This window comes from Lachnoanaerobaculum gingivalis, from assembly GCF_003862475.1.
Lineage (GTDB): Bacteria > Bacillota > Clostridia > Lachnospirales > Lachnospiraceae > Lachnoanaerobaculum > Lachnoanaerobaculum gingivalis.
The window spans coordinates 68,582-81,354 of the sequence record NZ_RRCO01000007.1 but is presented as its reverse complement, the minus strand read 5'-3'; the positions used below and the strand labels follow the sequence as shown (position 1 = coordinate 81,354).

Genomic DNA, 12,773 nt, shown 5'->3' with positions numbered 1-12,773 from the left:
ATCATAAACCTCGTACTGTTCCTTTATCACCGTCTACTTGAAGCATATCACCGTCCTTATATTTTGTTGTTGCAAAGCCTACTCCAAGTACTGCCGGAATACCGTATTCTCTTGCTACTATTGCAGCGTGACTTAGAGCCGCTCCGGTATCAGCCACCACCGCACTTGCCGATTCAAAAAGCGGAGTCCATTCAGGATCTGTAAGATGACATACCAAAATATCACCTTTTTGCATTTTATAAAACTCTTTCGGACTGTGAATAATACAGGCTCTTCCTACAGCCTTGCCAAAGCTTCCGCTCACACCCTTTAAAATATCGCCCTCTGCTTCAAATACAAGAAGCTTTGATGCTTCCCAAACCTTTATAGAGAGTGGAAATTTTTCGTTTCTGTTTTTGATATTTTCAAGGTCGGATTTATCAAGATATCCTCTATGCATAGCTTTTATCAGTTCATTAAAGAAAAGATTTGCTATACCGCTTTTATAGTCTTTATTTTCAAGAAGGAGCAGGTTTGACCTTGTTACACATTTTCTTACATAGAAAAATAAGCTCTCCCATAAATACTGGCTTTCTTCACGAACTATATGGAAGTATCTGAAGTTTTGTATATCAGCTTTTATAGACTTGTATTTTCTACCGGAAACAATTTCTAATTCCTTCATTAATTCATAAAAGTTTTCCGAATTTTGGTTTTGATCGGAAGCTGAAAGCAGTAGCGGTTTTAAAATATTTATAAGTCTGTCAGGATCTTCAATAAATGTCTTGGCTTCCAGACAGTAGCAGTTATAGTCTGATTTAAATCCGTTTTTTTGCAAAAATCTATCCACCATAGTTTTAAAATCATCAAACCCGGTATATAAACTTTTATAGCTTTCACCGGAAAGTAAGTCTTCCTTTAATTTGCTATGTTTTGATATCTCCTTTGCCATATCGAATATATCTTTATTTACAGTTGAGGTTTTATTATCCAGATTTTTATAAAGGTCAAAGGCGGTATATTTTGGGTTTATTCTTTGAAGTAATTTAGTGTATTTATCAAATACAAGCATTGTCGGAAAGAGGGCATATTTGAATCTGTCATAGGAAAGATCTTTGGTAAGTTTATAGCTGTACTCTAAAAATTCTCTACATTCTTGAAGACTAATATTTTCAAAGTCTTTAGCCTTAAGCATTGAAATCTCTTCTTCATATCTGCACATAAATTCCTTACATATAGTAGCACAGGAATCAAAGTCTTTGATTTGTTTCAGTATTTTAAAGAAATGAAAAATATTTTTGTTTATACCCTTTTTGCCCTTTGGAAGAGTCTGTATGCCGTCATTGTCGATCTGCGGATCCGAGTCAAAGATTATGCCGGCTTCTCCAAATATTTTTGATTTTTGGTCATTGATTGCCATAATAAAATCATAATCCAAAACTCTGTAAGCAAAGGGCATTTTTTCAAGTTGAAATGCCAGGTTTTTACGCATACTCTTAGTCGGCTTTGTGCCCTTTATATAATTTTTTATAAGAGCATCTTCATCGGTATTTTTTCTTAATGTGGTTATAGCTCTTGCCTGTAAAATATAGATATTACTGTCTTTGATGGCCCACTCAATATCCATAGGCATACCATAATGCTTTTCTATTTTTAGTCCACAGTTTAAAAGCCCGGATATTTCATTATCATCTAAAACTCTCTTTTTTTGTGCTTCCTCATCTACAGCTATTTCTACAGTATTTTTATTTCCATATACTATCTTTGTTTCCTTAGAGCCTATAGTGGTTTCAATTAGTTTGCCGGTTTTTGTTACAATATAGCTGTCGGGAGTTACTCTGCCGCTTACAACACTTTCCCCCAAACCATAGCTTGCATTTATCTGCATTTCATTTGTGTTTCGGCTTAGTGGATTTACAGTAAATAAAACTCCGGCCTTTTCACTCTCCACCATTTTTTGTACCACTACCGCAATGGCTGTAGAAGTCTGATCATAGCCTTGATGAAATCTGTAACTTACTGCTCTGTTCCCCCAAAGAGAGGCATAGCAGTTGCGAATCTGCAATAGAACATCATCAATGCCCACTACATTTAAATAAGTTTCCTGCTGCCCGGCAAAGCTGGCATCAGACAGATCCTCTGCAGTGGCGGAGGAACGAACGGCGACTCTTATATTTTCTCCAAGACTATTATATTTATCCGCTATAAGTTTTTTTGTCTCAGCGGAAAAATCCCCTGATCTTATCAGCTCACGAAAGCAGTCTGCAGCTTTTAAGAGTTTTATTTCATCACCGTATACTTCTCTTAGTTTATTTCTAATAATTTCTTCTATGCCGTTTTCTTTCAGGAAAGCTTTATAGGAATCTGCGGCAATTACAAATCCTTTTGGAACATTTATATCGGCAGATATAAGCTCTCCAAGATTTGCTCCCTTTCCTCCGGCAAGTGATATATCTTCTTTTTTTATATCAATAAAATCAAGTACCATATCTCCCCCTTTTATTTAAATAAATGACCTTACTGTATGTATAAAATATATAAAGCTTTAAAATATCACAGCTTAATGTACTTTTTGACTATTCCTGATATGTAAGTTTTTAGTATATCTTCAAAATATTTCTCATCAAAGAGATGATGTTCTGAACAAAATAAAAAGCTACCTATAAAGGCATTGGCAAGACCTTTCTCATCAGCATACTTTATAGCTTTATTTTCTCTCCAGTAAGCTACAAGTTTTTTTAAAAACTCTCCATACAGACTTTCTATTTGATTTATTTCATCAGCTTTTTTAACTTTGAGTATTTTAAAGGCTTCCTCATATATAGGCTGTGTTTTTATCTTTATCATCAAGTCAAGAGAGTATTTATAGATGACATCAGTTAAAAATCCTACAGGGTCATCAAGTGAACTTGAAAATACGGATTCAAGAGCTTTTAGTTTTTGTCCGGATCTATATGCCGCCAGGTCAATGATAAGTGAATCCTTATCCTTCCAAAAATTATAAAAGCTTCCCTGTGCAATACCGACTCTTTTTGTCAAAACTGAAATACTAAGTGACTTTGCTCCATTATTATGAAACAGCTCAAGAGCAGTTTCCATAACATCTTCTTTTATTTTTTCCTTTTCCTCTTCACTGAATGCTCTTCCCATACTACTCCTTTATAAAACAGCACTATGAATATATGCTTTATTATTCATAGATAGTATAATTCTAAAATCAACAATATGCAATGAATATAATTCACAATATTCATTGCATATTTTTTGTTAAAATATAACATTTTATTTCTTCAAAACTTTTAAAAAGGGCAGAGGGTTCAAAAAAAATTAAGCAAAAAATATCTTATATAAAAGAAAGCCTGTATGGATGAAGCGGCACTCGTGGGGTAAAATGTCTTTAATATTGATAACTTGATAAAGATGTGGGATAATAAAAATGTTAATATATTCAGAAGTTTACCAATAAAATAGAGACGAGGTGAAGGTTGAGTATGCAGGAAAAAAAGGATTGGAACGGTATCAGAGGTTATATAGATCATATTTTTGATGAAACGGATATAGGAAATAATGCAAAGAAATTTGCAGACAATGTTGTTGACAGCCTGAGGGAAGTGAACAATCTTACAAAGGAAAATTATAATAAGAATGCAGTGAGTGTAAAGGTAAATAAAAGCAATATGGCAAATATTTATTTAAGGACCAACAGATCGGATCTGTTTATAAGGATATTTGTCGGAGTACCTATGATGATATTTTTCGGTATTCCGATACTTGTACTTACACTGACTGTACTTCCTGCGTCATTTGTAGGCTGGATTGTGCCGATGATTGCACTTATACCATTTTTTGGAATAGGAGCATTTCTTGCATTTCCGGCAATCAGTGATCTTAGTCTGGTTGAAAAGGCGGACAAATATTATCGTATAATGAATGGTAGGACTTATATGAACATAGAAGACATTGCAAAATTTTCAAATGAAAGTCCCGAAGTCGTTGCAAATAATTTAAAGAAAATGATAGAAAAAAGGATTTTCACACAGGGGCATTTGGATAAAGAAAATAAATGCTTTATGTTAAGTCATGATGTATATAAAGGCTATTTAGCGCTGGAGGAGCAAAGAAAATCCGAACAAAGAAAGAATGATATAATTGAGAAAAAGGTTGATATTAAAGACGGAAGCCTTATATCTGAGGGTAGAGAGTATATAATATCTATCAAAGAATTACATCTTGGAATAACAAAGGAGCCTATGTCATCCAAGCTTACAAAACTGGAGACTATACTTACTGCAATAATTGACAGGGTAGAAAAGGAGCCTAAGGAAACAGAGAAGCTTTATAAGCTTATGAAGTATTATTTACCTACAACTGTAAAGCTTATAAAGACATATTCCGACTTTGACAATGTTTTATCCCCTGACAGTGATATTATAAATACTAAAAACGAGATCGAATTGACGATAGATTCTATAAATGAAGCTTGTGGTGAATTCCAAAACCGTCTTTTTAAGGATACCGCATTTGATGCGGACACCGATGCGGCATTATTAAAAGTTATGCTTGCAAAAGAAGGACTGATAGGAGGCGGAATTAAAGAAGATGAGAGGTGAGACTATGAATGATAATGAATTAAAGAACAATGAAATAAATATGGATTCACTGGATGATATGTTAAAGGAAGGTCCAAGTCTGACCTTCGACATTGAGGAGAAGGCACCTGAAACTGTTGTAGTGGAGGCTGCCAAGCCTGAGAGTACACCTCAGATAAAACTTTCACCTGAAGAAGAAAGACTTGTAGAGGAGTTTTCTTCTAAAATAGATATAAGCAATTCACAGGCTGTACTTACATATGGAGTCGGAAGTCAAAAAAAGATTGCCGAATTTTCTGAGAATGCTCTTGAAAGAGTTAAGACCAAGGATCTTGGTGAGATAGGCGATATGCTTGCCGGAGTGGTGGGTGAGATCCGTTCACTGGAGATTGATGAAGAGGACAAGGGATTTTTCGGATTTTTCAAAAAGAGCGGAAATAAGCTTGCAAATATTAAGGCGAAGTATGACAAGGTGGAAGTAAATGTCAATAATATTTCAAAGGCTTTAGAGGATCATCAGGTAACCTTGATGAAGGATGTACTGATGCTTGATAAGATGTATGAGCTCAATATGAACTACTACAAGGAACTGTCAATGTATATTATGGCAGGAAAGAAAAGGCTTGAGAGAGCAAATAATGTAGAGTTGCCTGAACTTATAAAAAAAGCTGATGAAAGCGGACTGCCTGAGGATACACAAAAGGCAAAAGACTTTTCACAGATGATAAACCGCTTTGAAAAGAAGATACATGATCTGGAACTTACAAAGACGGTATCATTACAGATGGCACCTCAGATAAGACTTATTCAAAACAATGATTCCATGATGTCCGATAAGATACAGTCAACCATTGTAAACACCATTCCGCTTTGGAAAAATCAGATGGTAATAGCTATAGGATTAAAGCATTCCACAGATGCCGCAAAGGCACAAAAGGCTGTGTCGGATATGACCAATGAGCTTTTAAAGAAAAATGCCGAAAGCTTAAAGGCCGCTACCATAGAAACAGCCAAGGAATCCGAGCGTGGAATAATAGATATTGAGACATTAAAGAGCACAAATAAAACTCTTATATCCACATTTGATGAAGTTATAAAGATACAGGATGAGGGTAGAAAGAAAAGAAAAGAAGCGGAAGCCGAGTTAAGAAATATAGAAAATGAAATGAGAAGTAAGCTTCTTGAAATCAGTAACAGACAGGTAAGTGATAATCAATAGATAGGAAATAAAATGAATAATTGGAGACAAAAATATCATATAGAACCAAAGAGCGGATGGCTGAACGATCCTAACGGGCTTTGCTTTTTTAAAGGATATTATCATGTGTTTTATCAGTACGCATATGAGCCGACAGGTGGTAATAAATACTGGGCACATCTAAAGTCAAAGGATCTTATAAACTGGGAGGAAGCACCGATATTCCTTTCACCTGAGTATGACTATAATAAAAACGGTGCATACTCAGGCTCGGCTATTATAAAGGATGATATCATGCATATCTTCTATACCGGAAATGTAAAAAAAGATGGAGACTTTGACTATATATACGAGGGTAGAGAGAATAATACCGTTCATGTAACAAGTAAGGACGGGATAAATGCGGATTCGGGTAAGGTAGTTATGTATAATAAGGACTACCCGGAAGGACTGTCCTGCCATGTAAGAGATCCGAAGGTATTTGAATATGAGGGCAAATACTACATGGTAATCGGTGCCAGAACTATGGAAGATAAGGGAGAAGTGCTGGTTTTTGAGTCTGAAGATCTCGATAACTGGAAGCATATCCGTACATTTGAGACCATGGCAAGAATCGGATATATGTGGGAATGTCCGGACCTTTTTGAGATAAACGGACAATGGATTTTGATGGCATGTCCACAGGGGCTTGAGGGAGGAAAGTATGAATTCCAAAATATTTACTCCTGCGGATACTTTATTATAGAAGGGGATTTTAGGACCAACGGTTTTATAACAGAGTATAAGGAAGCTGACTTCGGATTTGACTTTTACGCACCACAGACATTTGTACATGACGGAAGAAGACTGCTGCTTGGATGGATGGGTATGCCTGATGCAAGCTATACAAATCCCACTATAGAATACGGATATCAGCATTGTATGAGTGTATTCAGAGAGCTTGACTTTGCCAATAATACATTGTATATGAAGCCTGTTAAAGAATTTGAACACTTAAGAAAAGAGCTGTTTGAGTATGACGAAGAAAATACTTCTTATAAAGTTTTGGATGATAAGAGAGCATTTGATTTAGAACTTCAAAACTTCGGTGATAGGTTTGAGATAGAAATATTTGATACTTTAAAGCTTGATTTTGATGCAGGCAGAGGGGATTTGGAGCTTTCATTTATTGCAAACGGATATGGTAGAGAAAAAAGATTTTTAAGAACCAAGAGTATAGAAAATCTAAGACTTATGATTGATGCAAGTTCTGTGGAAATATTTGTAAATGACGGTAAACAGGTGATGTCTACAAGAATGTATCCGTCAGAGTATAAAGAGATAAAGGTGTCCGGAAATATAAGAGGAATGCTCTACAGTTTGGATATATAATTTTACAATGGCATTACTTGGTATATTAAAGAATTTATTTGATAAAGATAGAAAAGAAAGTAAAATGAAGTTAATAGTTGGTTTGGGTAATCCCGGAAGAGAGTATGTAAATACCAGACATAATGCGGGTTTTTATGTTGTGGAAAAACTTGCATATGAGCTTGGCGAGGATATATCCGAAAGAAAATATAAGGGACTTTTTGCAAAGGTCAGAATAGGTAATGAAAAGGCAATTATTTTGGAGCCGCAGACTTATATGAACAATAGCGGAGAATCTGTGAGAGCCTTTATGGATTATTTTAAGATAGAGGCGGCAGATGTAATAGTGGTTTATGATGATATAAACTTGGAACCGGGAAATTTGCGTATCAGATTAAAGGGAAGTGCAGGCGGTCACAATGGTATCAAGTCATTGATTGCACATATGGGAACATCCGATTTTCCGAGAGTCAAGGTGGGAGTAGGTGAAAAGCCGGCGAAGATGGATCTGGCAGATCATGTACTTGGCAGATTTGGCGATACAGACAAGAAACTTTTGGATGAGGCGGCATCTGATGCCATAGAAGCGATAAAGCTTATGGTGAACGGTCAGTACGACACTGCAATGAACAGATACAATACCAAAAAGACAAAGTAAGGAAGATTATGAGTTTATTTGAAAATCCCTTAAAAAGATTAGCGGATTTTGAATCTTTAGAAGAAAGTATAAAAAAAGAAAAATTCCCGGTACAGGTCAGTGATATGTCTGAGCCGGGAAAAGCACATCTGATTTCCGAGCTGATGAAAGAAGAAAAGGCTTGGAAACTTGTTATATCATATGATGAGGACAATGCGAGCAGGCTATATGAAGATATAGGCTGCTTTTTGGACGAGGTTTACCTGTATCCTGCAAGGGATCTTTTGTTTTTTACGGCAGATATAAGATCCTCACAGATAACAGAAAAAAGAGTGGAAGTATGGAAACATTTAAGAGAAGATAAGAGCGGAGTCATAGTAACAACTGTGGATGCCCTTATGGATAAGCTTGAAGATTATCATAAGTTTTGTGAAACTACTTTGGAGATTAAAAAAGAAGATATTATCGATATAGAAGAGATATCAAAAAACCTGACGGATATAGGCTATGAGAGAAGCTTTGAAACAAGCAATCCCGGACAGTTTTCCATAAGAGGTGGAATAATAGATATTTTTCCGCTTACTGAAGAATATCCTGTAAGAATAGAACTTTGGGATGATGAAATAGATGCTATGAAAAGCTTCGATCCCGCAAGTCAAAGATCAATAGATGAGCTTGAATATGTAAATATCTATCCGGCAAGAGAAAAGGTACTTGGAGGTGAACAGTCATTTTTAAGATATTTTGATTATAAAAATACTCTTATATATATTGATGAGCCTGCAAGAACAATGGACAAGGCAAGAAAAACGGAGGATGAATATAATCAAAGTGCAGCTGGAAGAATAGAATCGGGGCAGTACAAAAAAGAGGATATTCCCGATATATTCGGAGCTGATGAGGTGTTTCACAGCTTAAATAAAGCGCCGAGTATTGCACTTACAGGGCTTGATAACAGAATAAAGGAATTGGAAATCAAAGCAATGTACTCCGTGTTTTCAAGAATGAGCGGAGTATACCATGAAGATTTTACAAATCTTGTTGACGATTTAAAAAAGTACAGGTCGAATAAAACCAGAGTCGCTCTTGTTTGTGCCTCAAAGACCAGAGCAAAGAGACTTGCCGACAGTTTTAGAAATGATTATTCCTTGGATGCTTTCTTTTCGGAAGGGGAAAAAGATGTAAGTATCGCTCCGGGGCAGATTGCAATACTTGTTGGGAATATTCACTCCGGCTTTGAGTATCCGGCAATCAATTTTGCGTTGATCTCGGAAACTGATATTTTTAAAAGTCCTAAGAAGAAAAAGAGAAGAGAAAAAGAATATGAGGGAGACAGAGTAACCTCATTAAGCGAATTGCATATAGGTGATTATATAGTACATGAAGATCATGGTCTTGGAATCTATAAAGGTATAGAGAAGATAGAAAGAGACGATGTAATTAAGGACTATGTAAAAATCGAATATCAGGGTGGTGACAACTGCTTTGTACCGGTTTCAAAGCTGAACAGAATACAAAAATACGGCAGTGGAGAAATAAAAAAGCCTAAACTCAATAAGCTTGGCGGAGTGGAGTGGAGCAAGACCAAATCAAGAGTAAAGACTGAAGTCGAAGAGATGGCTAAAGAGCTTGTGGAACTCTATGCCGCAAGGCTTAAAGGACAGGGCGTATCATATGGCGAGGATACTCTTTGGCAAAGAGAGTTTGAAGAAATGTTTGAGTATGAGGAGACCTATGATCAGATAAAAGCCATAGAGGATGCCAAGAGAGATTTGGAGAGCGGAAAGATAATGGATCGTCTGATATGCGGAGATGTGGGATATGGTAAGACCGAGATTGCCTTAAGAATTGCATTTAAGGTAATACAGGAAGGATATCAGGTACTTTACCTTGTTCCGACAACTATTCTTGCAAGGCAGCATTACAATACATTTGTCCAGAGAATGAAAGATTTTCCTGTAAAAATAGGTTTGCTTTCAAGATTTAATACAAAGAAAGAGCAGAATCAGACTGTCAGTGATCTGGAAAAAGGGCTTGTGGATATAGTGATAGGAACTCACAGACTTTTATCAAAGGATGTAGTGCCGAAAAAACTCGGACTTGTAATAGTGGATGAGGAGCAAAGATTCGGTGTAAGGCATAAGGAGAAATTAAAGCAGCTTTGTGAAAATGTAAATGTGCTTACGCTTACCGCAACACCTATACCCAGAACGCTTCATATGTCACTTTCAGGTATCAGAGATCTGTCGGTATTGGAAGAGCCGCCTGTTGACAGAAAGCCGATACAAACCTATGTAATGGAGTATCATGATGAGACTGTTAAAGAGGCTATCAGAAGAGAGGTTGCCAGAGGCGGTCAGGTGTACTATCTGTATAACAGAGTCAACAATATAGAAGAAGTTGCCGCACATGTCAGAGCACTCCTACCTGATATAAATGTGGAATATGTGCATGGAAGAATGGATGAGAGACATTTGGAAGAAAGAATGGTCGATTTTATCAATGGTGATGTCGATGTATTGGTAACCACAACCATAGTGGAGACAGGCCTTGATGTTCCTAATGCCAATACCATAATTGTTCATGATGCGGACAGACTTGGACTCTCACAGCTTTATCAGCTTAGAGGTAGAGTAGGAAGAAGCAAAAGAAGTGCCTATGCCTTCCTTATGTATACAAGAAATAAACTTTTGTCCGAGGAAGCTTCAAAGAGACTTAAGGCAATAAGAGAGTTTACGGAACTCGGTTCCGGAATAAAGATTGCGATGAGAGATCTTGAGATAAGAGGAGCGGGAAATGTGCTTGGTGTAACACAGCATGGCCATATGGAAGAAGTAGGATATGATCTGTATGTGAAACTTTTAAACACTGCCGTAAGAGCTTTAAAGACAGGAAAGCCTGTGGAAGAGGAAGTGGAGGCAAGCGTGGAGATAGACAGCAGTGCCTACATTCCAAGCAGCTATATTTCCAATGAAGAGACAAAACTTGAGATATATAAAAAGATAGCATTGGTAAAAACCGAGGAGGATTTCCTTGATATGCAGGATGAGCTTATAGACAGATTCGGTGAGATGCCGAAGTCTGTTGCCAATCTTTTGTATGTTGCAAGAATAAAGGCCCTGGCAAGCAGTATGTTTATAACCGATATTATTGTGAATAAGTTGCAGATAAAGTGGACAATGAGAGAAAATAAGGATATAAAAATGGATAACCTGGATGCTTTCTTAAAGTCTTTCGGAAAGAATTTGTCTGTAAAATATGATAAGGTATTGAACTGGGAGTATAGGGATAAGGAGAAAATCTCAACCGAGGACAGGATGGAATTTACTATAAGTTTGCTTGAAAGACAGAAAGAGGAATTGTTTTAGTACGCTTATTAATACTATATATAAACTTGACAAAATTGTATAATATTATTATAATTAAGTAATCATATCAGTGAATATTTAATCAAATTTGTATTGATGTAGAAGTGTAATTGATATATTGTTCGTGAAAATCAAAAAATATCTTAAGAAAAGTCGCTTCAGAATATGAACTGAAAAATGGTAGAACCATTATAGGAGGATGAAATGAAAAAAAGAGGTTTAGCATTGGCAGTTGTATCAGCAATGTTGATCGCAACATTGGGTGCATGTGGCGGTTCAAATCCGGCAACAGGTGAAAGTACTACAGTGGCAGGACAGTCACAGGAAGCAGGAGAGTCAAAGGCACCTGCAGAGAATCTTACAGGAGTAGATGCGATTATTGCAGAAGCTCAGGGTATGACTTTAGAGGAGCTTGCAAAGAAAGCAATAGAAGAGTCTAACGGACAGACATTCTATGGCGTAGGAAACTCAAGCCGTGGAAAGACTGCAATACCATTATTTATTTCATATTTGCAGACAATTGATCCAAGTTACAATATGAATTTTGAGTGGCAGCAACCTAAGAACAATAAGATTTTTGAGCAGCTTAGTGCAGATTCATTAAAGCCTACAGGTACATTTGCAATGACTTTGATACAGGACGGCAATCAGATTCAGACTAAGATGGTAGATACAGGCATATTAAAGACCTTTATACCAAAGGATTGGGCAGATGCAAATAAAGTTACTGCGGACAGCTATAAAGGATTTCTTCCACTTCAGACATTGAACAAAGTATTTATGTTCAATAATACTGGAGATGCAAAGTTTACAAACTGCTGGGATTTCGTATATGAAGGTTCACATCCTCTATTTATGGATGTAGATTCAGAGCTTGTAGGTAAGAACTTTCTTTACATGCTTACAAAGGATACATATTCAGATAAGTTAAAAGAAGCTTATGACAAGCTTGATGCTACTAAGAAAGCATATTTTGATCCTGTTATAAAAGAAATGGAAACAGATGCAACAGACCTTGGATTGTCTGAGAACGGTAAGTATGCTCTTGCTTGGATCAAGCTTTGGGTTGAAAACTACACAGAAGAGACAGATGATGGCCCGATATGTAATACACTTGTAGATGCATCAGCAAAGAATCAGTCAGGACTTTTGGTATATTCAAAGCTTCGTTCCATAGAGGAATCTTCAAATATTTCAGTAAATAATGTAACTGTAGCAGCATATCAGGACGATTATACCGGTATGGGCGGTTTTGGATATAACCATTATCTCTTCCTTACAAAGAATAGCCCACTTCCTTGGACAGCATGTGCATTTATAGCATATATCACATGTACAGAAGATGGATTTAGTGCATGGGGTAAAGATATGGGTGGATATTCTTCAAACCCTAAGGTTATGGAAGAGACAGAGGCTAAGTATCATCATCAAAAGGGCGGATATAATGAGGCAGGTGAGGATCAGTTCCCTGCTAAGAATGATAGAGGCTATGAGTGGTGGACAACTGACGGTGGTCTTGTACTTGAAGATCCACAGTACTGTGCAGATGTTTCATTCACTGTAGGTAGCTGGATAGAGATGTTGAGTAAGGCTTCTGATAAGAATTAATATGACCGGTGCTGCCTTTGGCAGCACCTTTTTAAGGAGAAGAT

The 12,773-nt window shown here is 36.6% G+C and carries 8 protein-coding genes; 6 read left to right on the top strand and 2 right to left on the bottom strand.

Annotation, left to right across the window (positions count from 1 at the left end; all coding sequences use genetic code 11):
- Window position 1 precedes the first annotated feature (1 nt).
- Both EHV10_RS13265 and EHV10_RS13260 read right to left on the bottom strand, forming a co-directional pair.
- The gene (locus EHV10_RS13265; protein WP_128675059.1) at window positions 2-2,467 is read right to left on the bottom strand and encodes a PEP/pyruvate-binding domain-containing protein; all 2,466 of its coding nucleotides are present in this window, start codon (window positions 2,465-2,467) and stop codon (window positions 2-4) included.
- Window positions 2,468-2,532: 65 nt separating this feature from the next.
- On the bottom strand, window positions 2,533-3,129 hold the full coding sequence (locus tag EHV10_RS13260) for a TetR/AcrR family transcriptional regulator (RefSeq protein WP_128675058.1): 597 nt from the start codon (window positions 3,127-3,129) through the stop codon (window positions 2,533-2,535).
- A 341-nt stretch (window positions 3,130-3,470) separates the two neighbouring features.
- On the opposite strand from EHV10_RS13260, the gene EHV10_RS13255 reads away from it, so the two are divergent.
- From EHV10_RS13255 to EHV10_RS13230, 6 genes are all read left to right on the top strand, one after another.
- Window positions 3,471-4,589 (top strand): 5-bromo-4-chloroindolyl phosphate hydrolysis family protein, encoded by a 1,119-nt coding sequence (locus tag EHV10_RS13255; RefSeq protein WP_128675057.1) that lies wholly within the window; start codon window positions 3,471-3,473, stop codon window positions 4,587-4,589.
- A gap of 4 nt (window positions 4,590-4,593) precedes the next feature.
- Window positions 4,594-5,787, top strand: coding sequence for a toxic anion resistance protein (locus EHV10_RS13250; RefSeq protein WP_128675143.1), 1,194 nt, complete (start codon window positions 4,594-4,596; stop codon window positions 5,785-5,787).
- A 12-nt stretch (window positions 5,788-5,799) separates the two neighbouring features.
- Window positions 5,800-7,137, top strand: coding sequence for a glycoside hydrolase family 32 protein (locus EHV10_RS13245; protein ID WP_128675056.1), 1,338 nt, complete (start codon window positions 5,800-5,802; stop codon window positions 7,135-7,137).
- A gap of 7 nt (window positions 7,138-7,144) precedes the next feature.
- Complete coding sequence (gene pth, locus EHV10_RS13240) at window positions 7,145-7,774, top strand: aminoacyl-tRNA hydrolase (RefSeq protein WP_128675055.1); 630 nt, start codon at window positions 7,145-7,147, stop codon at window positions 7,772-7,774.
- An 8-nt stretch (window positions 7,775-7,782) separates the two neighbouring features.
- Window positions 7,783-11,121: a transcription-repair coupling factor gene (gene mfd, locus EHV10_RS13235; RefSeq protein WP_128675054.1), complete on the top strand. Its 3,339-nt coding sequence runs from the start codon at window positions 7,783-7,785 to the stop codon at window positions 11,119-11,121.
- Between the two features lie 204 nt (window positions 11,122-11,325).
- Complete coding sequence (locus tag EHV10_RS13230; RefSeq protein ID WP_128675053.1) at window positions 11,326-12,729, top strand: hypothetical protein; 1,404 nt, start codon at window positions 11,326-11,328, stop codon at window positions 12,727-12,729.
- Window positions 12,730-12,773 lie beyond the last annotated feature (44 nt).

Bases quoted from the DNA above. Each gene is read 5' to 3' on its own strand.
- EHV10_RS13265 (WP_128675059.1), bottom strand. From the start codon at position 2,467: ATGGTACTTGATTTTATTGATATAAAAAAAGAAGATATATCACTTGCC.
- EHV10_RS13260 (WP_128675058.1), bottom strand. From the start codon at position 3,129: ATGGGAAGAGCATTCAGTGAAGAGGAAAAGGAAAAAATAAAAGAAGAT.
- EHV10_RS13255 (WP_128675057.1), top strand. From the start codon at position 3,471: ATGCAGGAAAAAAAGGATTGGAACGGTATCAGAGGTTATATAGATCAT.
- EHV10_RS13250 (WP_128675143.1), top strand. From the start codon at position 4,594: ATGAATGATAATGAATTAAAGAACAATGAAATAAATATGGATTCACTG.
- EHV10_RS13245 (WP_128675056.1), top strand. From the start codon at position 5,800: ATGAATAATTGGAGACAAAAATATCATATAGAACCAAAGAGCGGATGG.
- pth (WP_128675055.1), top strand. From the start codon at position 7,145: ATGGCATTACTTGGTATATTAAAGAATTTATTTGATAAAGATAGAAAA.
- mfd (WP_128675054.1), top strand. From the start codon at position 7,783: ATGAGTTTATTTGAAAATCCCTTAAAAAGATTAGCGGATTTTGAATCT.
- EHV10_RS13230 (WP_128675053.1), top strand. From the start codon at position 11,326: ATGAAAAAAAGAGGTTTAGCATTGGCAGTTGTATCAGCAATGTTGATC.